This window comes from Cellulomonas avistercoris (assembly GCF_014836445.1).
Taxonomy (GTDB): Bacteria; Actinomycetota; Actinomycetes; order Actinomycetales; family Cellulomonadaceae; genus Cellulomonas; species Cellulomonas avistercoris.
The window spans coordinates 1-18,061 of the sequence record NZ_JACSQV010000016.1 but is presented as its reverse complement, the minus strand read 5'-3'; the positions used below and the strand labels follow the sequence as shown (position 1 = coordinate 18,061).

The 18,061-nt window shown below is 76.3% G+C and carries 23 protein-coding genes and 1 riboswitch; of the genes, 8 read left to right on the top strand and 15 right to left on the bottom strand.

The window, feature by feature from the left end; all coding sequences use genetic code 11:
• Positions 1–20: 20 nt before the first annotated feature.
• From H9657_RS16230 to H9657_RS16220, 3 genes are all read right to left on the bottom strand, one after another.
• Positions 21–227 carry a hypothetical protein gene (locus H9657_RS16230; protein WP_225215488.1) on the bottom strand — a complete coding sequence of 69 codons (207 nt, stop codon included), beginning with the start codon at positions 225–227 and terminating at the stop codon, positions 21–23.
• 115 nt (positions 228–342) lie between these two features.
• Positions 343–843 carry an NUDIX hydrolase gene (locus H9657_RS16225; RefSeq protein WP_191784472.1) on the bottom strand — a complete coding sequence of 167 codons (501 nt, stop codon included), beginning with the start codon at positions 841–843 and terminating at the stop codon, positions 343–345.
• Between the two features lie 2 nt (positions 844–845).
• The gene (locus H9657_RS16220; protein WP_191784471.1) at positions 846–1,406 is read right to left on the bottom strand and encodes a type 1 glutamine amidotransferase domain-containing protein; all 561 of its coding nucleotides are present in this window, start codon (positions 1,404–1,406) and stop codon (positions 846–848) included.
• 231 nt (positions 1,407–1,637) lie between these two features.
• On the opposite strand from H9657_RS16220, the gene H9657_RS16215 reads away from it, so the two are divergent.
• The 4 genes from H9657_RS16215 to H9657_RS16200 all read left to right on the top strand — a co-directional run bounded on the left by H9657_RS16215 (position 1,638) and on the right by H9657_RS16200 (position 5,382).
• Entirely contained in the window at positions 1,638–3,221 is a 1,584-nt protein-coding gene (locus H9657_RS16215) for an MDR family MFS transporter (protein WP_191784470.1), read from the top strand.
• A gap of 82 nt (positions 3,222–3,303) precedes the next feature.
• A complete protein-coding gene (locus H9657_RS16210; protein WP_191784469.1) occupies positions 3,304–3,714 on the top strand; it encodes a YciI family protein in 411 nt (136 codons plus the stop codon).
• Positions 3,711–4,055, top strand: coding sequence for a YciI family protein (locus H9657_RS16205; protein ID WP_191784468.1), 345 nt, complete (start codon positions 3,711–3,713; stop codon positions 4,053–4,055). Before H9657_RS16210 ends, H9657_RS16205 begins: the two co-directional genes overlap by 4 nt.
• A 34-nt stretch (positions 4,056–4,089) precedes the next feature.
• The gene (locus H9657_RS16200; protein ID WP_191784467.1) at positions 4,090–5,382 is read left to right on the top strand and encodes an RNA polymerase sigma factor; all 1,293 of its coding nucleotides are present in this window, start codon (positions 4,090–4,092) and stop codon (positions 5,380–5,382) included.
• Between the two features lie 26 nt (positions 5,383–5,408).
• Here the strand turns inward: H9657_RS16200 and H9657_RS16195 are convergent, their stop codons facing one another.
• The 6 genes from H9657_RS16195 to H9657_RS16170 all read right to left on the bottom strand — a co-directional run bounded on the left by H9657_RS16195 (position 5,409) and on the right by H9657_RS16170 (position 8,174).
• Positions 5,409–5,990: an Asp23/Gls24 family envelope stress response protein gene (locus H9657_RS16195; RefSeq protein ID WP_191784466.1), complete on the bottom strand. Its 582-nt coding sequence runs from the start codon at positions 5,988–5,990 to the stop codon at positions 5,409–5,411.
• Positions 5,987–6,640, bottom strand: a complete 654-nt coding sequence (locus H9657_RS16190; RefSeq protein WP_191784465.1) for an Asp23/Gls24 family envelope stress response protein — start codon at positions 6,638–6,640, stop codon at positions 5,987–5,989. The genes H9657_RS16195 and H9657_RS16190 overlap by 4 nt, the downstream gene beginning before the upstream one ends.
• Positions 6,637–6,999 carry an Asp23/Gls24 family envelope stress response protein gene (locus H9657_RS16185; protein ID WP_191784464.1) on the bottom strand — a complete coding sequence of 121 codons (363 nt, stop codon included), beginning with the start codon at positions 6,997–6,999 and terminating at the stop codon, positions 6,637–6,639. Before H9657_RS16185 ends, H9657_RS16190 begins: the two co-directional genes overlap by 4 nt.
• The gene (locus tag H9657_RS16180; protein WP_191784463.1) at positions 6,992–7,171 is read right to left on the bottom strand and encodes a DUF2273 domain-containing protein; all 180 of its coding nucleotides are present in this window, start codon (positions 7,169–7,171) and stop codon (positions 6,992–6,994) included. Before H9657_RS16180 ends, H9657_RS16185 begins: the two co-directional genes overlap by 8 nt.
• Positions 7,172–7,257: 86 nt before the next feature.
• Entirely contained in the window at positions 7,258–7,668 is a 411-nt protein-coding gene (locus tag H9657_RS16175) for an Asp23/Gls24 family envelope stress response protein (protein ID WP_191784462.1), read from the bottom strand.
• The gene (locus H9657_RS16170) at positions 7,665–8,174 is read right to left on the bottom strand and encodes an Asp23/Gls24 family envelope stress response protein (RefSeq protein ID WP_191784461.1); all 510 of its coding nucleotides are present in this window, start codon (positions 8,172–8,174) and stop codon (positions 7,665–7,667) included. Before H9657_RS16170 ends, H9657_RS16175 begins: the two co-directional genes overlap by 4 nt.
• Positions 8,175–8,261: 87 nt before the next feature.
• Between H9657_RS16170 and H9657_RS16165 the strand changes: the two genes are divergently transcribed.
• Both H9657_RS16165 and H9657_RS16160 read left to right on the top strand, forming a co-directional pair.
• Entirely contained in the window at positions 8,262–8,951 is a 690-nt protein-coding gene (locus H9657_RS16165; RefSeq protein ID WP_191784460.1) for an RNA polymerase sigma factor, read from the top strand.
• Entirely contained in the window at positions 8,942–9,406 is a 465-nt protein-coding gene (locus H9657_RS16160) for a hypothetical protein (RefSeq protein WP_191784459.1), read from the top strand. Before H9657_RS16165 ends, H9657_RS16160 begins: the two co-directional genes overlap by 10 nt.
• A gap of 3 nt (positions 9,407–9,409) precedes the next feature.
• Here H9657_RS16160 and H9657_RS16155 read toward each other — a convergent pair whose 3' ends face one another.
• Both H9657_RS16155 and H9657_RS16150 read right to left on the bottom strand, forming a co-directional pair.
• Positions 9,410–10,618: an Nramp family divalent metal transporter gene (locus H9657_RS16155; RefSeq protein WP_318241555.1), complete on the bottom strand. Its 1,209-nt coding sequence runs from the start codon at positions 10,616–10,618 to the stop codon at positions 9,410–9,412.
• Between the two features lie 48 nt (positions 10,619–10,666).
• Complete coding sequence (locus H9657_RS16150) at positions 10,667–11,329, bottom strand: hypothetical protein (protein ID WP_191784457.1); 663 nt, start codon at positions 11,327–11,329, stop codon at positions 10,667–10,669.
• Positions 11,330–11,409: 80 nt separating this feature from the next.
• On the opposite strand from H9657_RS16150, the gene H9657_RS16145 reads away from it, so the two are divergent.
• Positions 11,410–12,513, top strand: coding sequence for a GNAT family N-acetyltransferase (locus H9657_RS16145; RefSeq protein WP_191784456.1), 1,104 nt, complete (start codon positions 11,410–11,412; stop codon positions 12,511–12,513).
• A gap of 15 nt (positions 12,514–12,528) precedes the next feature.
• On the opposite strand, the gene H9657_RS16140 is transcribed toward H9657_RS16145, so the two are convergent.
• The 4 genes from H9657_RS16140 to H9657_RS16125 form a co-directional block, all read right to left on the bottom strand.
• On the bottom strand, positions 12,529–13,278 hold the full coding sequence (locus H9657_RS16140) for an SRPBCC family protein (protein WP_191784455.1): 750 nt from the start codon (positions 13,276–13,278) through the stop codon (positions 12,529–12,531).
• 61 nt (positions 13,279–13,339) lie between these two features.
• Complete coding sequence (locus H9657_RS16135; protein ID WP_191784454.1) at positions 13,340–14,389, bottom strand: ABC transporter ATP-binding protein; 1,050 nt, start codon at positions 14,387–14,389, stop codon at positions 13,340–13,342.
• Positions 14,386–16,065 carry an ABC transporter permease gene (locus tag H9657_RS16130; RefSeq protein WP_318241554.1) on the bottom strand — a complete coding sequence of 560 codons (1,680 nt, stop codon included), beginning with the start codon at positions 16,063–16,065 and terminating at the stop codon, positions 14,386–14,388. Before H9657_RS16130 ends, H9657_RS16135 begins: the two co-directional genes overlap by 4 nt.
• 123 nt (positions 16,066–16,188) lie before the next feature.
• Entirely contained in the window at positions 16,189–17,295 is a 1,107-nt protein-coding gene (locus tag H9657_RS16125; RefSeq protein WP_191784453.1) for a thiamine ABC transporter substrate-binding protein, read from the bottom strand.
• Positions 17,296–17,382: 87 nt separating this feature from the next.
• A riboswitch (TPP riboswitch) is annotated at positions 17,383–17,514 on the bottom strand.
• Between the two features lie 78 nt (positions 17,515–17,592).
• On the opposite strand from H9657_RS16125, the gene H9657_RS16120 reads away from it, so the two are divergent.
• On the top strand, positions 17,593–17,862 hold the full coding sequence (locus H9657_RS16120) for a DUF4235 domain-containing protein (protein WP_191784452.1): 270 nt from the start codon (positions 17,593–17,595) through the stop codon (positions 17,860–17,862).
• Positions 17,863–18,061 lie beyond the last annotated feature (199 nt).

The window sequence follows — 18,061 nt, the reverse complement described above, 5'->3', positions numbered from 1 at the left end:
CAGGCCCGGCCGGTGGGGCGTCAGCCCCGCGTGACCGGGTTCGTCACGACGTCCTGCGCGATGTCCCCGACCACGAGGACGTACTTCTCCCACGCCAGCACGTAGCCGGCGACCTCCTCGAGCTTGCTGACCGAGTCCGTCAGCCGGGAGACCGGGATCTCCAGGTTCACGATCTCGCTGCTGCGCAGGAGCTCGAGCGCCTTGCGTGCCTGGTCTGCGTTGGCCACTGCCATCACCTCCCCCTGTACGTGCGCGGCGTCGTCGCCGCGACATCGACAGGAGGGGCGGACGCGGGCGGGCGGTGATACCCGGCCCCGGGCGAACGCGCGGGTGATCCGGCCGTCAGGCCGTCGCGGCGACGAGCGCGTCGAGCGCGGGCTGCTGACCCGCGACGAGCAGCGGCCGGGCCTGCTCGACGCCGAACCACGCGGCGCGGTCGACCTCGGGGACGTCGACGCGGCGGCCCGAGCGCGGCGGCCACTCGACCTGCGCGGTGCTGATGCCCGCGCGCGTCGTCAGGTCGGGGCTCGCGGGGTCGTCGGGCGAGCCGACGAGGGCGGCCGGCACCTCGACGGCCAGCACGTGCACGACCTTGCCGGACCCGTACCGGAAGGTCCCGAGATCCACGGCGGGCAGGTCGGGTGCCGGCACGCCCAGCTCCTCGGCGAACTCGCGGCGGGCGGCCGTCGCGACGTCCTCACCCGGCTCGACGAGACCCTTGGGGATCGACCACGCGCGCTCGTCCTTGCGCGCCCAGAACGGGCCGCCCATGTGCGCGATCAGGACGCGCGCGGCAGCGCCGCGCCCGTGGTGCAGCAGGAGCGCGGCGCTGGTCGGCGGCACCGTCAGGCCGTCAGCGCGGTGTCGATCTCCTGCAGGAACGCCTTCAGGTCGTCGGGGGTGCGCGACGTGACCAGGCGGAACCCCTGGGCGTCGTCCGCGACGACCTCCTCGTCGACCCACGTGCCGCCCGCGTTGCGCACGTCGGTCGTCAGGGACGGGTACGACGTGAGGCGCTTGCCGGTGACCAGGCCCGCCTCGACCAGGAGCCACGGGCCGTGGCAGATCGCCGCGACCGGGCGGCCCGACGACGCGAACGCCTTCACGAGGCGCAGCGCGTCGTCCTGCAGGCGCAGGGTGTCGGCGTTGAGGGTCCCGCCGGGGACGAGCAGCAGGTCGTACCCGTCGGCGTCGGCCGCGCCCAGCGTCGTCGTCGGCCGGACGGTGCTCCCGGGGTCCTTGTCGCCGACCAGGGTCTCGATCGGGGCGTCGTCGACCGCCGCGACGTCCACGGTCGCGCCCGCGGCGCGCAGGTGGTCCACGGGGACGACGAGCTCGTCCTGCTCGACGCCGTAGTTGGTGACGACGGCCAGCACGCGGCGGCCGCTGAGGTCCGTGTCGGACATGGTGCGCCTCCTCGTTCTCGGGGGAACGCCCGGGTCGCCGGGCGCCCGCCACCGTAGGCACGGGTCCCCCCGCCCCGCACCCGGAGGACCGGCGCGCGGTTGGTTGCGGGGCCGCGGGGCCGGGCGGACACTCGGAAGCAGGTGAGCCGCGGGGGGAACGTGCTCGGCCGGGGCGGTCGCCTGCTCGGCCCCTGCGCCTCGCGCACCCGGCTCGCGGGACAGGACCCGTCGATGACCAGCACCACGCGACCCACCGCGGCGGACGAGCCGGAGCTGGTGCTCTCGCCCCGCACGGTCTACGTGATCTTCAGCGCCCTGCTCGCGGCGATGTTCCTGTCGGCCCTCGACCAGTCGGTCGTCAGCACCGCGCTGCCGACCATCGTCGGGGACCTGCGGGCGGCGCAGCACGAGGGCTGGATCATCACCGCCTACCTGCTGGCGATCGCGATCGTCATGCCGATCTACGGCAAGATCGGCGACCTGCGCGGCCGGCGACGCCCGTTCCTCCTCGCCGTCTCGGTCTTCGTCGTCGGCTCGACCGGGTCCGCGCTGGCGGGCGGCTTCGTCGACCTCGTCGTGTGGCGCTCGGTCCAGGGGCTCGGCGCGGGCGGCCTGGTCATCCTCAGCCAGGCGATCATCGCGGACATCGTCTCGGCCCGGGACCGCGGCAAGTACATGGGACCCATGGGTGCGGTCTTCGGGGTCGCGACGGTCGCCGGGCCGCTGCTCGGCGGCTGGTTCACCGACGGCCCCGGGTGGCGGTGGTGCTTCTGGCTGAACGTGCCCATCGGGCTGGTCGCGCTCGCCGTCGCGTGGTTCCGGCTGCGGCTGCCGTCACGCACGCCGAGCACGCGCTTCGACCTGGGCGGGGCGGTCCTCATGGCGACCGCGACCGCCGGCATCGTGCTGCTCACCAGCTGGAGCTCGATCGTCCCGAGCCGCCGGTACGACTGGGGCGACCCGCTGCTGCCGGGCCTGCTGGCACTCACGGTGGTGGCCCTGGCCGCGTTCCTGTTCGTCGAGACGAAGGTGGCGGATCCGCTGATCCCGCTGCGGCTGTTCCGCAGCCGGACGTTCTCCGTGTCCGTCACGATCGCGCTGCTGCTCGGCATGACGATGTTCGCGGCCCTGTCGTTCCTGCCGACGTTCCTGCAGATGGCGCGCGGGTACGACGCCACGGACGCGGGGCTGCTCATGCTGCCCATGACGGTCGGCCTCATGATCACCGCGATCGGGTCCGGCCTGCTCATCTCCGCGCGCGGGCACTACAAGATCTACCCGATCCTCGGCATGGGGATCGCGACGCTCGGGCTCGCGCTGCTGACGCGCCTGACGCCCGACATCTCGATGGTGACGTTCGGCGCCATGATCTTCGTCCTCGGCCTCGGACTGGGGCTGGTGATGCAGACCATCGTCATCGCGGTGCAGAACTCCGTGGCACCGGACATGGTCGGCGTCGCGACGTCGACCAACAACTTCCTGCGGGAGATCGGCGCGGCGGTCGGCACGAGCGTGTTCTCGACCGTCTTCACCACCAACCTCACGACCCGGCTGGCCGACGCCGTGAAGGACGCGCCCGCCGGTGACGTCCCGCAGGGCTTCGGCGCCGACGCCCTGACGCCCGAGCTCGTCCAGCGGCTGCCGGACTCGCTGCGCGAGGTCGTCGTCGACGCGTACACCGACGCGCTGGCCCCCGCGTTCTGGTACCTCGTCCCGCTGGGCGTCGTCGGGTTCGCGATCGCCTTCCTCATGAAGGAGGTCGCGCTGTCCGACAAGGCCGGCCTCGTGGCCCGTGGCGCCGCCGTCACGCGGTGAGCGCACGGCTGTCGAAATCGCAGGTCCTCGCGCGTCGTCAGGGTGCACGGGCACAGTGGGTGCCTCGACGAAGGAGGACGACATGACCACGCCGACCACGACCCCAGCGGCGACCTGGATGCTGCTGCTCTGGGGCGACCCGGACGCGTGCTTCGACCTCGAGGCCGCGTACGACGCGCACGGGACGTTCGCCGCCGCGTGCGCCGCGCAGGGGCACGAGATCGTCGGCGGCGAGGAGCTCGCGAGCCCGTCGACCGCGCGCCTGCTCCACGTCCGCGAGGACGGCCCCGAGGTCACGGACGGGCCGTACGCGGAGACCACCGAGCAGCTCGGCGGGTTCTACCTGGTCCGCACGTCGGACCCCGACGGCCTGCTGCGCCTGGCCGCGCCGCTCGTCATGGACGACGGCGGGACCCTCGAGCTGCGGCCCGTCGCCGTCCATGACGACGCGCCCGCCGGTGCCCCCGAGCGCGTCGGGCAGGGCGTCGCATGAGGTACGCCGTCCTGATCTACGACGACGAGCAGGTGTGGAACGGCCTGGACGAGGCGGGCCGGCGGCGCTACGACGTGGCGCACCAGGCGTTCTCGGACGCCGCGAAGGCGGCCGGCGTGCGGATCGAGGTGGGCGAGGCGCTGGCGGGCGTCGCGTCGGCGCGCACGGCACGGCGCGGCGACGACGGCGACGTGGCGGTGACGGAGGGACCGTTCGCGGAGACCACCGAGCAGCTCGGTGGGCTCTACCTCGTCGACACGCCGGACGAGCGGACGCTGCTCGACCTGCTGCACCTGCTGCCCGAGGCCACGCACGAGATCCGCGAGTGCGTCGAGCCGTGACCCCCACCGCGCCGGCCCGGCACCGGCTCCCGTCGTGACGGGGGCCGGTGCCCCGGCGGCCGCGCACGGCCCCGGGCGGGACGACGTCGCGACCGCGCTGGGCGACGCGTGGCGCACCCACTGGTCGCACGTCGTCGCGCTGCTCGTCGCGCAGTACGCCAGCCCCGACCTCGCGGAGGACGCCGCGGGTGACGCGTTCGAGGCGGCCGCACGCACGTGGCCGCGCGACGGCGTCCCCGAGCGGCCGGGAGCCTGGCTGCTGACCGCGGCGCGGCGGCGCGTCCTGGACCGGCTGCGGGCGCAGTCGGTGCACCGCCGCAAGGAGCCCCTCATGGTCGTGGACGACGAGATGCGTGCGCTGGCCGCCGCGACGCAGGACCCCGGCGCCCACGTCGCCGACGAGCAGCTGCGGCTCGTGCTGACGTGCTGCCACCCGGCGCTCGCGCCCGCGGACCGCGTGGCGATGACGCTGCGGTTCGTCGTCGGGCTCGGGACCGCCGACATCGCGCGGCTGCAGCTGGTGCAGCACACCGCGATGTCGGCGCGCCTGACGCGCGCGAAGAAGCGGCTCGCAGCCACGGGCGTGCCGTTCGTCGTGCCGCCGCCCGGGCAGCTCGACGACCGGCTCGACGCGGTCACCACCGTGCTCTACCTGCTGTTCACGGCGGGGTACCAGCCCGCCGACGTGCCCGGCGGGCTGCGCGTCGACCTCGCCGACGAGGCCGTGCGCCTGACCCGCGAGCTCGACGTCCTGCTGGGCGGGTCGCCGCGCGTGCGCGCGCTGCTGGCGCTCATGCTGCTGCAGCACTCGCGGCGCGACGCACGCCTCGACACCGACGGCCGCCTCGTGCTGCTGCCCGACCAGGACCGCTCGCGCTGGCACCGCGAGGACGTCGCCGAGGGCCTCGCGCTGCTCGCAGGGCTGTCGCCGCTCGACGGCCTCGCGGAGGACCACCGGCTGCAGGCGCTCGCGGCGGCCGAGCACGCGACCGCGCCGACCGCCGCGGACACCCGCTGGGACGTGATCGCGCGCGTCTACGCGCTGCTGGAGGCCCGGACGGGCTCACCGGTCGTGCGGCTCGCGCGGGCGGTCGCGGTCGCGGAGGCCCACGGCCCGGACGCCGGGCTCGCGGTGCTCGACGGCCTCGACGACGCCCTGGCACGCCACCACCGGCTCCCGGCGGTGCGCGGCGAGCTGCTGCTGCGGGCCGGCCGCGGCCCCGAGGCGGTCGCCGAGCTGGAGCGCGCCCTGACCCTGGTGCCCGACACGGCCGAGCGCCACCACCTCGCGGCCCGCCTGGAGGAGGCGCGGGCGCAGGCGGGCTGACCCACGGCGCCGGCGGCCGGTGCGCGTCAGCGCACGCGCCGCCTGCTCCGCGCGCGGCGCCGCACGGCCAGGCGCGTGCGCGCCGCCAGCCCGTGGATCCCGGCCACGTCGCGCGCCTCCGTGACCAGCGCCGCGACCTGGTCGGCGAGCGTCGGCAGGTCCGTCCCGGGGTCGACCTGCAGCGTCGAGACGAGCACGTGCCGACCGCGTTCGCGGTCGACCACCGTGCGTGCCCCCACGACGCCCGGCAGCCGGCGCGCCTGCTCGGCGACGTGCCCGGCGAGCGCACCGGGGTCGAGCGTGAGGCGCCCGGCCGGCTCGGACCCGGGGAGCGTGAGCGTGCCCGCCCGCGGTGTGGTGAGGTGCGCCGCGAGCCACCACAGCGCGAGGAGCGCGAGCACGGCACCGCTCGCGGTGGCGACGGCGCCGAACCAGCCGGCGTCGGTCACCTCCCGCACTCGCCCGGGGTCGAGCGCGGCGGGCGTCGCGGCCCACACGTCGCCCAGCGTCCCCGTCCACCACAGCACGGCCCCCACGCCCACCACGAGCAGGGCCAGCCCGACGACGAACGCCACGACGCGGTTCAGCCCGCGCAGCCCCCGGCTCATCGGGCACCCCCCGGTGCGACGTCCTCGTCGCTGCGGCTGCGCCGCGTGCGCACGACGACGCGCGGTGCGTCCGCGAGCGCGGCGAGCCGCTCGGCGACGACCGTGCGGACCCGCTCGTCGATCCCGGGGCCGCCGTCGGTCGTCGCGTCGACCCGGACGGTGCGCCGGCCCCACGTGCTGCTCACGTCGAGCACGCCGTCGACCCGGGCCGCCGCGCCCGACGCGAGCCGGGCGACGTCGACCCCGAGCAGGTACTGACCCCCGCCCGCGGCCAGAGGGATCCCCGGCCGGCGCCGTCGTGCCAGGGCGATGACCAGGAGCCGCAGACCGGCGAGCGCGAGGACGGCGCCGACGAGCGCGACCTGCCACGTGGGCGTGATCCGCCCGACCGCGTCCGCGGCGGCCAGGATCCACGAGCCCCCACCGAGCACGCCGAGGGCGGCCAGGCCGTCGTGCAGCAGCACGACGGCGACGGCGAGCACGACGAGGGCCAGGACGACCCCGACCCACCCGACAGGTCCCACGGGCCGGGGCGGCGCGAACGGCACGGGCTCGCGCGTCGCGGGCGGCGCGCTCACGGCGGGGTCGACCCCGGGCGTCGGCTCGTCGGCGTGCCGGCGGGCACGGCGCGACTCGGTGGCGGCGCTCATCGCACCCGCTCCCCTGCTGTCGGCACGGGGTCGGTGACGGCGACGACGCGCACGTCGACGCGGTCGGTCCGGACCCCGGCGAAGCGGGCGACCGCGTCCTCGACCGCCTCCCGCACGCGCCGCGCGGTGGCCGCGGCGGGCGCGGGCCAGGCCAGCGCGACGTCGACCTCGACCTGCGCGCGCGTGCCGTGCGTCCGGGCCGACGCGTGGGGCAGGTCGCGTCCCAGCAGGCCCGAGGCCGCGACGGCCACGCCGGGCACGCGCGACGCGGCGGTCCGCGCCACCTTCTGCACGACGCGGTCGCTGACCGTCAGCGTGCCGCGAGCCTCCGGCGCGTCGTCGGACGTGGCCTCAACCACGGCGGCCACCGCCCGTGAGGGCGGACAGGTCGAGCCGGCCCTCGACCGCGGCGCCGACGACCCACCCGACCGCGCCGAGCACGAGGGCGAGCAGGAAGCCGTTGAAGCCACCGACGATCGCCGCGATGGCGAGCAGCAGCCCGGTCAGCAGACCGGCCAGGGACAGGGACATGAGGTGCTCCTCGGTTCGGGGCGGACGTGGTGCGTGCACGGGTGCGCGCAGGTACCGGTCGTCGCCGGCGGCGACCGGCGCGGCGGTCAGGTGACGACGTCCTCGACGGTGACGTGCACGTCGCCGCCCACGGCGTCGCGCACGGCGCGGTGCACGGCAGCCGCGAGCTCACGGAGGTCGACGCCGAGCAGCGCGATGACGTGCACGTCGGTCGACGTGCCGTCGGCCGTGCTGCGGGTGCGCACACCGGCGACGCGCCGCCCGGGCAGGTGCGTCCCGATCTCCCCGAACGCCCCCGGGTACAGGCCGGCGACGCCGGGCACCGAGAGCGCGGCCGCGGCGGCGAGCTCGGCGGGGTCCGGCGGCGCCGCGGGCACAGCGGGTTCCGGTGCGACGGGCAGCACCGGGTCCGCGTCCGGCGCGGCGGTCGTCACGACGACCGTCTCCTCGTGGACGACGACGAGCGGCTCGCCGTCCGCCGGACGGTCCCCGCTCATGCGACGCGCGGTTGCGGTGCGGGCTCCGGTGCCGGGTCGTCCTGCGGCAGGTGCACGTCGTTGACGGCGATGTTCACCTCGATGACGCGCAGCCCGGTCATGCGCTCGACGGACGTGATGATGTTGCGGCGCACGCCCTCGGCGAGGTCGACGACGGAGACGCCGTACTCGGCGACGAGGTCGACGTCGACGGCGGCCTCCTGCTCACCGACCTCGACGCTGATGCCCTGCGCGTGGTTGGTGGTGCCGCCCGGGATGCGCTCGCGGATGGCGCTGAACGCGCGTGCCGCGCCACCGCCGAGGCTGTGGACGCCGGCGACGTCGGCGGCCGCGATGCCGGCGATCTTGGCGACGACACCGTCGGCGATCGTCGTCGTCCCGTACTTGGTCTGCAGCGGGTTCGGGCTGCTGCCGGCACCGCCGGCGCCCCCGCTGGTGCCGGTGTTGCCCACCCGCGACGGGCGGTTCTCGGTGACGGGGGCCGGTGTGGTGCTCTGCTCGCTCATGGGTGCTCCAGGTGCGGTGGTTCGGGTCGCGCGGTCGTGCCCGGCGGCCCGGGTGCCGATCGGCAGCGGGACGCGGACACTGATGGAGTGCCCTCCCGAGCGGCGTCGTCACGGCAGACGGAGTGTGATCTGGGTCACACTCTGCCGCACCGTGTCCCCGTCGAGCGCACGCCCGCCCCGCCGGCCGCTGCGACGACGACCCGCGACGCACCCCCCGCCGACGGTGACGACGACCGCCCCGACGAGGCCCTCGTCGGGCGCGCCGCGCTCGGCGACCACGCGGCCTTCACGACGCTCGTCACACGGCACGGTGCGGCGCTCTACCGCTACGCCCGGCGGCTGCTGCCGTCGGCGCACGACGCCGAGGACGCCGTGCAGGACGCCCTCACCGCCGCCTGGCTGGGCGCCGACGCGTACCGCGGTGACGCGAGCGTGCGCACGTGGCTGTTCGGCATCCAGACCAACTGCGTGCGCCGCTCGGCGCGCCGGCGCAGCCACGCGCCCGTGCCCGTCCCGGACGACGCCCGCCGCGAGCCGCGCGACCTCACGAGCGACGAGCCCGCCGAGCACCTGCTCGCGACCGACCTGCGCGCCGCCCTGGACCGCGCGCTCGCGGCGCTGCCCGGCCCGCAGCGCGCGGTCTGGCTGCTGGTCGAGGTCGAGGGCATGACGTACGCGGACGCCGCGCGCGTGCTGGGCACGACCCACGCCGCGGTGCGCGGGTCCCTCGAGCGCGCGCGGCACACGCTGGCGGGGCGGTTCGCGTCATGGCGGTGAACGAGCGGCGGTCGGCCGAGGACGACGGGCTCGACCTCCTGCACCTGGCGACGGCGCACCTGCGACGGCACACGGACGACGGCTGGGTGGCCGTCGCACCGCGCGTGCTCGCGTCGGCCCTCGCGGCGCTGCGCACCTCGCACCCGGTGCGGGGCCGGCACGCCGAGGGCGACTACACCGTCGCGGACGGGGTGCTCCGCACGTCGGTCCGGACCCTGCTGGACGGCGACCCGCGCCTGCGGGTCAGCCGCGTCGCGTTCCGCACCGACGCCCGCGGCGTGCTCGAGCAGGCGGTGGTCGAGCTGTCCGCGGCCTACCTGCAGCCCATCGCGCCCCTGGCCGCCGACGTGCGCACCAGGGTGGCAGGGCACCTGCGCGACGTCCTGGGCGACCCCGGGCTGCCCGACGCCATGGTGAGCGTCGACCTGGTGGTCACCGACGTGCACCGGCCGTGAGGCTCACGCGACCAGCAGCACCAGCAGCGCGACGTTGAGGACGACCACGAGCCCGACGACGACGCACAGCACGGCGTGCAGCCACGGGCCGTTGCGGTCGGCACCCATGAGCTCGGCGTCGCGGCCGAGCCGCACGAGGGGCACGAGCGCGAACGGGATGCCGAAGCTGAGCACGACCTGCGAGAGCACGAGCGTCCACGTGGGGTCGGCGCCGAGTGCGAGCAGGACGATCGCGGGGACGAGCGTGACGACGCGGCGCAGCAGCAGCGGGAAGCGCCGGTGCAGCAGGCCCTCCATGATCGTCGCGCCCGCGTAGGCGCCGACGGACGTCGACGCGAGGCCGGACGCGAGCAGGCCGATCGCGAACGCGAGCCCGACGGCGGGCCCGAGCGCGGCGACGATCGCGTCGTGCGCGCCCTCGATCGTGTCGGTGCCCTCGGTGCCCTGCAGGCCCGCCGCGGCGAGCAGCAGCAGGCCGATGTTGACGGCCCCGGCGACGACCAGCGCGGCCCCGACGTCCCAGCGCGTCGCCCGCAGCAGCAGCCGCCGCCCGGAACCCTCCGGCGAGCGCCCGTGGCGGTCGCGCACGAGGGCGGAGTGCACGTAGATCGCGTGCGGCATGACGGTCGCGCCCAGCATGCTCGCGGCGAGCAGGACCGAGTCGGACCCGGCGAACCGCGGGACGAGGCCGCCGAGCACGCCGCCCGCGTCCGGCGGGGAGACGAGCAGGCCGGCGAGGAACCCGACGGTGATCACGGCGAGCAGCGCGACGACGACGCCCTCGAAGCGTCGCTGCCCGTACCGGTCCTGCGTCGCGAGCAGGACCATCGAGGCGACGCCGACGATCAGCCCGCCGAGCGGCAGCGGCACCCCGAACAGCAGGTGCAGCGCGATCGCCCCGCCGACGACCTCGGCCACGTCGGTGGCGGCCGCGACCACCTCGGCCTGCGCCCAGAACGCCAGGCGCGGGCCGCGGCGCAGGCGCCGCCCGAGGACGCCGGGCAGGGACTCACCGGTGACCAGCCCCAGCTTGGCGGACTGGTACTGGACCAGCACGGCCATGACGTTGGCCGCGACCAGCACCCACAGCAGCAGGTACCCGTAGCGCGCGCCGGCCGTGAGGTTCGCGGCGACGTTGCCGGGGTCGACGTAGGCGATCGCGGCGACGAAGGCGGGGCCGAGCAGCACGGGGACGCGGCGTCCCGCAGTCACCCCTGGATCGGGTGTTCGCACGCCCGAAACCTACACTTCGCTTGCCCGTCACGCCTCCAGGGCGGGCCGACCGGTCGCGACCGGCCGCTCCCACGCACGGTCGTCGACGCGCCGGAACCCGACCCGCTCGAGGTAGGCGGCCGCACCCGGGGGCGCCGTGGGCACGACGAGCCGACGCCACCCGTGCCGCACGAACACGTCCGAGTCCCGGTAGACGAACTCCCCCGGCGTGAAGTCGCGGAACCGGGGCGTCACCCAGTCCAGGGCGACCACACCGGTGCCGTCCCCGACGTCGCGCACCAGCACCACGCCCACCGTCTCGTCGCCGCGCACGACGAGGAACGCGAGCGCGTCGCCGCGCGCGTCGTCCTGCACCACGTCGTCCCGCGGGACCGTCCGGTGCCGCGCGACGTCGTCGGCGTGCACCGCCAGCACGTGCCGCAGGTACGCGTCGTCGGGCGCGACCTCGACCACCGCGTACACGGCCGCGTCCGACCGCTCGCGTCGCATCCGCCACAGCCAGTAGACGTCGACGAGCGCGATCGCGCCGTTCATCGCCGCGAACGCCCAGATGCCGAACACCGCGTTGTACGCGGTCGCGAGCACCGCCCCGGCGAGGTTCATCACGCGGAACCGCCACACGCGCGCCTGCATGAGCGACACGACGACCAGCACCGACCCGGCCCAGCCCACGACCTCCCACCACGGCATGCCCGCAGGCTAGGCCCGCGCCGCCCCGGCGGTCGGCAAATGGGTCGACGTGGGCGCGTGCTGCGCGGATCGTGGGACGCATGACGACGTGGTCGATCCGCGAGCTCCCCGTCCCCGCCTCGCTCGAGGCGCCCGACGCCTGGCTCCTGCACGGCATGGTGCAGGCGCAGAACGAGACGACCCGGGACCGCTGGGGGACGGACGACTTCGCGACCACGCCGCGTCGCGCGCTCTCGCAGCTCGCGCACCAGGACTACCACCAGCGCGTGCGGCTCGTGGCGCTCGACGGAACCACGCAGGGGACCGACCCGGCCCGCGTGCTCGGGTACGCCCGCCTCGACCTGCCGCGGCTCGACAACACGCACACCGGCTGGTGCGACCTCGGCGTGCGTCCCGCGCACCGGCGCCGCGGGCTCGGCGACGCGCTGCACGCCGCCGCGCTCGACGCCGCGCGGGAGGCGGGCCGCACGCACCTGCTGGCCGAGACCGACCAGGCCGCCGAGCCCGCCCCGGGCCCCGGGACGCTCGGCGCACCCACGGGCGCCGGCCTCGTGTCGGCGGACGACGCGGACGTGCGGTTCGCGCTCGCGCGCGGCTGGACGCTCGAGCAGGTGGCGCGGCACTCGCGGCTCACCCTGCCGCTCGACGCCGACGCCGTGGAGGCGCACCGGGCGGGCGCGGCCGCGGTCGCCGGCCCCGACTACCGGACGGTCACCTGGGCCGGTGCCACCCCGGACGCCCTGGCCGGGCAGCTCGCGGCGCTGCGGACCAGCATGAGCACCGACGAGCCGACCGGTGGCCTCGACGTGGGCGAGGAGGCGTGGGACGCCGACCGCGTGCTCGCCACGGACGCCGAGACGCTCGGCCGCGGCGAGCAGCTGCTGACGACGGCGGCCGAGCACGTGCCGTCGGGCCGGCTCGTCGCGTACTCCCAGATCATGGTCCCGCCGCACACCGACGAGTTCGCCTGGCAGGAGGACACGCTCGTGCAGCGCGAGCACCGCGGGCACCGGCTCGGCATGCTCGTCAAGGCCGTCCAGCTGCAGCACCTCGCCGCGGCCTACCCGACGGTCCGGCGCATCAGCACGGGCAACGCCGAGGAGAACCGCTGGATGCTCGCGATCAACGTCGCCCTGGGGTTCCGGCCCGCGGGCGGCAGCGGGGTGTGGCAGCGCAGCCTGTAGTCGGACCCGCTGCCGTCAGACCCGCGCGGTGGTGCCCCACCAGCCCGCCCAGCGCCGCCGCGCCTCGTCGAGCACGGCCGCGTCCAGGCCGTAGGTCGACAGGGTCGCGTCGACCGTGCCGTGCGGGGGCCGCTCGACCGCGGGCCGCATGACGAGCACGAGGAGCGACTGCGCGATGCCGTGCAGGTGGATGCCCACCTGGTGCTCGGTCTTGTAGACGACCGTGCCGCCGACGCGGGACCCGTCGGGCCGGGTCGCGTCGACGTGGCCGTGCACCGGCAGGCCCCGTACGCCGTGCAGACCGGCGCGGAACAGCAGCGGGTCGCGCCGCTCGCCCGCGTCCATGCCGTGCGACGTGAGCGTCACGCGGTCCTCGCCCGGGTGGACGTCGAGCGCGAAGGCCAGCTGGTGGACGAACTGGATCCACCCCTCGTCCATCTCGTCGAAGATGCCGTCGAACCGCGACAGGCCCTCGTGGCTGGGCCGCGTCACGACGACGCGGGTCGTCGTGGGCTCGTCGTCGCGCGCCGTGACCGTGAGCCGGTCGTGGTTGCGCCACACCAGCGAGCGCGTGGAGCGGCCGTCGGAGTGGTCGTGCTCGTCGTGCACGTCGTCGACGAAGATCTCGCGGATCTCGGCGTCGAGGCCGTCGTGGTCCCAGCCGAACCACCTGCGCACCAGGTGCGGGTCGCGCAGGTGGTCCCACACGGTCGAGATCGGGGTGCGGACGTCCACGGAGACGACCTCACGACGCTCGAGGCTCATGCCCTTCACCTCACTGCTCTCGGTCCGGCGGGGACCGGCCCCCTCGCCTGGTGCCCCGACGTTAGCCCGGCAGCCCGGCGACCGCAGCGGCATCGACGACCAGCCCCACCTCCGCGCCCGGCGCGCAGGTCCAGCCCGCGGACGCGAACGCGCTGACCCGCCCGACGCCGGCGACGTCCACCACGACCTCGGTGCGGCCCCGGCGCGAGCGCAGGACCTCCACGGTCCCGGTCACGGGCTGCGCGCCGCCGGGCGCGACGACGAACGCGCCGGCCGCGAGCGCGAGCACGCCGCCCGGGGGCAGCAGCGCGACGCCCGCCGCGCGGGTCGCGTCGACGAGCGCACGGACCGCGGGCGAGGCCGGTGCCTCGGCGGCCGGCACGTCGACGAACGCCTCGTACCCGAGGAACTCCGCGACGCGCCGCGAGGCGGGCCGGGCCCACAGCGCGCCGGGGGCCGCGACCTGCAGCAGGCGCCCGGCGTCCATGACGGCGACGCGGTCGGCCACGGCGAACGCCTCGTCCTGGTCGTGCGTGACGAACAGCGCGGTGGTCCCCGTCGTGGTCAGGACGTCGCGCAGGTCGAGCGCGAGGCGCTCGCGCAGGGCGCGGTCGAGCGCGGACAGCGGCTCGTCGAGCAGCAGCAGGCGCGGGCGCGGGGCCAGCGCGCGGGCGAGCGCGACGCGCTGCCGCTCCCCGCCGGACAGGGTCGCGACGTCGCGGCGCTGCGTACCGGGCAGGCCGACGAGGTCGAGCAGCTCGGCGACCCGCGCCTCGCGCGCCGTGCGGTCGCGCCGCTCGGGCAGGCCGTAGGCGACGTTGCCCGCGACGTCGCGATGGGCGAAGAGCTGGCCGTCCTGGAAGAGCAGCCCGAACCCGCGGCGGTGCACGGGCACGTCGGCGACGGACACGCCGTCCCACGCGACGTCGCCCGCGACCGGCACCTCGAGCCCGGCGACGGCGCGCAGCAGCGAGGACTTGCCGCACCCGGACGGGCCGAGCAGCGCGACGACCTCGCCGGTCGGCACGGTGAGGTCGACCCCGTCGACGGCCGGCGACGCCGCCCCCGGGTAGCGCACGACCACGTCGGCGACCTGCAGACCGTCGCTCACCACGCACCTCCGATCCCCGGGCGGCGCAGCCGCTCGCACACGGCCACGACGCCCGCCGTCAGCGCGGCCAGCAGGACGGACGCCGCGAGCGCGGCCCCGTAGTTCTCGGCGCCGGGACGCCCCAGCAGCCGGAAGATCACGACCGGGAGCGTCGGCTCCTGCGGCCGGGCCAGGAACGACGTCGCGCCGAACTCCCCCAGCGACGCCGCGAACGCGAACCCCAGCGCGAGCCCGACGGCCCGCAGCGCCACCGCCAGGTCGACGGTCCGCAGGACGCGCCCGGGCGACGCACCCAGCGTCGCGGCCACCTCGCGCTGACGCGGGTCGACCGCCCGCAGCACGGGCAGCACGGTCCGCACGACGAGCGGCACCGCGACGACCGCCTGCGCGACCGCGACCAGCACGGGCGACGTGCGCAGGTCCACGGGCAGGCCGAGCGGCGCGTCCATCGACACGAGGAACCCGAAGCCCACGGTCACGGCGGACACGCCCAGCGGCAGCATGAACAGCGCGTCGAGCCCGGCCACCGCGCGTCGTGCGGCCGCGCGCCGCGGCCGGCGCGACACGACGAGCGCCACCAGGCCCCCGACGACCAGCGCGATCATGGTCGCGTCCACGGCCGTGCGCACCGAAGTCCCGGCAGCCTGCCACGCGGAGACGGCCAGCGTGTCCTGCGGCACCGCGAGCGCGGCGTAGTTGTCGAGCCCCCACCCGCGCGGCGTGCGCAGCGAGCGGACGACGAGGTTGAGCAGCGGCAGCGCGAGCAGCCCGGCGACGGTGAGGGCCGTGACGACGACGGCGACGGCGTCCAGCGGGTCGCGCAGCCGCACCCGGTGGGCGGTCGCGGCGGGCGCGCCGAGGGCCAGCGCGCGCTCGGTGCGGGCGCGTGCACGCCCCGCGACGGACAGCGCGGCGACCACCACGACGAGCTGCACGACCGACAGCACGGCCGCGGCCCGCAGGTCGAGGAACTGGGTGGTCTGGATCCAGATCTCCGTCTCGACGGTCCCGTACCGCCGCCCGCCCAGGACGAGGACGGTGCCGAACGCCGTCGCGCAGAACAGGAACACGAGCGACGCGGCCGACGCGATCGCCGGGCCGAGCGCGGGCAGCGTCACGGTGCGCAGCACCCGCCACGGCGAGGCGCCCAGCGCGCGGGCGGCCTGCTCGGCGCGCGGGTCGAGGCGCTCCCACATGCCCCCGACGGTCCGCACGACGACGGCGTAGTTGAAGAACACGAGCGCCAGGACGATCGCGGTGAACGTGCCGTCCAGCCCCAGGCCGCCCAGCAGCCCCCCGTCGACGAGCAGCGAGCGGAACGCGACGCCGACGACGACCGTCGGCAGCACGAACGGGACCGTGACGAACGCGCGCAGCGCCCCGCGCCCGGGGAACCGGCAGCGGTGCAGCAGGTACGCGCCGGGCACGCCGAGCAGCACGGCGCCGGCCGTGCCGAGCGCGGCCTGCGCGAGCGTCTGGCCGACGACCCGCCACGTGCGCGGCCGGGAGAACACGTCGGCGAACCCGCCCAGGTCGAGACGCCCGTCGGCCACGAACCCGCGCCCGACGATCTCGGCGACGGGCCACACGAAGAACGCGGTGAGGAAGGCCAGCGGCACGACGACGGCCAGACCCCACCCGAGCCCGGCACGCCACCCGCGGCCCGGCACCCGCACGCGCCCGCCACCGGGCGGCGCACCGGCACCCCGCGGACCCCGCGGACGGGGCGCGGGGTCACGGTGCGGGGCCGGCGGCGGGGGCGCGGTGGCCGGGCCGGACGTGGGGGCGGCGGGCACGGGTCAGCCGATGACCGTGTCGGACCAGGTGGTGAGCCACTGCTCGCGGTGCTCGGCGACGTCGGCGGGCGCGACCGCGAACGGCTCGGCGGCCAGCGGCGCCCACGACTCCCACTCGGGCGGCAGGTCGACGCCCGAGCTCACCGGGTACATGTACATGGCGACCGGGATGTCGGCCTGCACGTCGTCGGACAGCAGGAACTCCAGCAGCCGCGCGGCGCCCTCAGGGTTCGCCGCACCCGCCAGCACGCCCGCGTACTCGACCTGGCGGAAGCACGTGTCGAGCAGCGCACGCGTCGTCGGGGCGTCGCCGCCCTCGGGCACGGTGTACGGCGGCGACGACGCGTAGGACAGCACGACGGGGCGCGGGCCCTCGCCGCCGCCCGCGGTGAAGTCGGTGTAGTACGCCTCGGACCAGCCGTCGGCGACCTGCAGCCCGTTGTCCCGCAGACCTGCCCAGTAGTCCGCCCAGCCGTCCTGGCCGAATGCCCCCACGGTGGCCAGCAGGAACGCCAGCCCCGGGGACGACGTCACGGGGTCGGGCACGACGACGAGGTCGCGGTACGCCGGGTCGAGCAGCGACTCCAGCGTCGTCGGCTCGGGCACGCCCCGGGACGCGAACCACGCGGTGTCGACGTTGAGGCACACGTCGCCGAAGTCGATCGCGGTCAGGGCACCGTCCTCGTCGCCCGGCACGGCGTGCTCCGCGGCGTCCTGCGCCGCCGGGGCGTCGATCTCGGCCGGCACGACGACGCCCTCGGCGAGCGCGCGCGACGCGAACGCGTTGTCGATGCCGAACACGAGGTCGCCCAGGGGCGCGTCCTTGGTCAGGACGAGCTGGTTGACCAGCGCGCCCGCGTCCGCCTGCTGCACGACCTGCACGGTCAGCCCCGACTCGTCCTCGAAGCGCTCCAGGAGGCCGTCGGACAGCGCGAACGACTCGTGCGTCACGAGCGTGACCGTGCCGGCCCCGCCGGTCGTGCCGTCCGCCGTCGGGCCGCCGGTCGCCGAGCACGCGGTCAGCGCGAGCAGCGCGGCGGCGGCGACCGCGGGCGCACCGGCGCGCCGGGCTCGGGTGCGTGGGGCGGTGCGGGGCCGGGGGGTGGTCATGTCGCGGTCGTCCTCCGTCGTGGTCGGAGGGGTCCCGCGCCCGCCGCGACGCGGCGCCGAGGACCGGGCCGCGCACGACGACCACGGGAGGAGAGAAGCCCGACTCCCTACGCCGGTACCAACCGGATCAGGTTCGAGGGTCTGCGGTGGTCCGCACTCTCAGCGTCCTCGTGCCGCACCCGGTCGGGCCCGGCAGCTGACGCTCCCCTGTCGTTCAGGGGCGATCCTAACCCCGACCTGTGGGACGGCCCGATGACGGGTAGCGTCCGTCCAGGTGAGGACGACGAGGAGGCCCGGATGACGAGCGACGAGAAGAAGCAGTCGATGAGCGCCAAGATCGTGGGCGCGGTGGTGGCGCTGGCCGCGACCTGGGTGGTGCACCGCGTGATCGACACGGTGTGGGAGAAGACCAAGGGCCACAAGCCGCCCGCGGCCGACTCCAGCGACGACGACATCAAGTTCGGCGAGGTCGCAGCGGCGGCCGCCGTCACCGGTGCGGCCATCGGGCTCTCGCGGGTGCTCGCGACCCGCGGGGCCGCGAAGATCGCGGCGCGCATCGTCGGCTGAGCACCGTCGGTCGAGCATCACCGGCTGAGCATGACCGGCTGAGCATGACCGGCTGGCCTGAGCCGGCCGGCCTACGGTCGCCGCGCGGCACCCCGCCGCGCGGCGCCCGCGCGCGCGCGCGCCGCGGGGGCCGCGCGCCGCGGCCCGTCGCGCGGCCGCCCCAGCGGGCCGGCCCCGGCCGCGCCGGTGCGCCCCCCCG

What these genes read in the sequence shown, in the direction of transcription:
- H9657_RS16220 (WP_191784471.1), bottom strand. Translation starts at nt 1,406, where the DNA reads ATGTCCGACACGGACCTCAGCGGCCGCCGCGTGCTGGCCGTCGTCACC.
- H9657_RS16215 (WP_191784470.1), top strand. Translation starts at nt 1,638, where the DNA reads ATGACCAGCACCACGCGACCCACCGCGGCGGACGAGCCGGAGCTGGTG.
- H9657_RS16210 (WP_191784469.1), top strand. Translation starts at nt 3,304, where the DNA reads ATGACCACGCCGACCACGACCCCAGCGGCGACCTGGATGCTGCTGCTC.
- H9657_RS16205 (WP_191784468.1), top strand. Translation starts at nt 3,711, where the DNA reads ATGAGGTACGCCGTCCTGATCTACGACGACGAGCAGGTGTGGAACGGC.
- H9657_RS16195 (WP_191784466.1), bottom strand. Translation starts at nt 5,990, where the DNA reads ATGAGCCGGGGGCTGCGCGGGCTGAACCGCGTCGTGGCGTTCGTCGTC.
- H9657_RS16190 (WP_191784465.1), bottom strand. Translation starts at nt 6,640, where the DNA reads ATGAGCGCCGCCACCGAGTCGCGCCGTGCCCGCCGGCACGCCGACGAG.
- H9657_RS16180 (WP_191784463.1), bottom strand. Translation starts at nt 7,171, where the DNA reads ATGTCCCTGTCCCTGGCCGGTCTGCTGACCGGGCTGCTGCTCGCCATC.
- H9657_RS16175 (WP_191784462.1), bottom strand. Translation starts at nt 7,668, where the DNA reads ATGAGCGGGGACCGTCCGGCGGACGGCGAGCCGCTCGTCGTCGTCCAC.
- H9657_RS16170 (WP_191784461.1), bottom strand. Translation starts at nt 8,174, where the DNA reads ATGAGCGAGCAGAGCACCACACCGGCCCCCGTCACCGAGAACCGCCCG.
- H9657_RS16160 (WP_191784459.1), top strand. Translation starts at nt 8,942, where the DNA reads ATGGCGGTGAACGAGCGGCGGTCGGCCGAGGACGACGGGCTCGACCTC.
- H9657_RS16150 (WP_191784457.1), bottom strand. Translation starts at nt 11,329, where the DNA reads ATGCCGTGGTGGGAGGTCGTGGGCTGGGCCGGGTCGGTGCTGGTCGTC.
- H9657_RS16145 (WP_191784456.1), top strand. Translation starts at nt 11,410, where the DNA reads ATGACGACGTGGTCGATCCGCGAGCTCCCCGTCCCCGCCTCGCTCGAG.
- H9657_RS16140 (WP_191784455.1), bottom strand. Translation starts at nt 13,278, where the DNA reads ATGAGCCTCGAGCGTCGTGAGGTCGTCTCCGTGGACGTCCGCACCCCG.
- H9657_RS16125 (WP_191784453.1), bottom strand. Translation starts at nt 17,295, where the DNA reads ATGACCACCCCCCGGCCCCGCACCGCCCCACGCACCCGAGCCCGGCGC.
- H9657_RS16120 (WP_191784452.1), top strand. Translation starts at nt 17,593, where the DNA reads ATGACGAGCGACGAGAAGAAGCAGTCGATGAGCGCCAAGATCGTGGGC.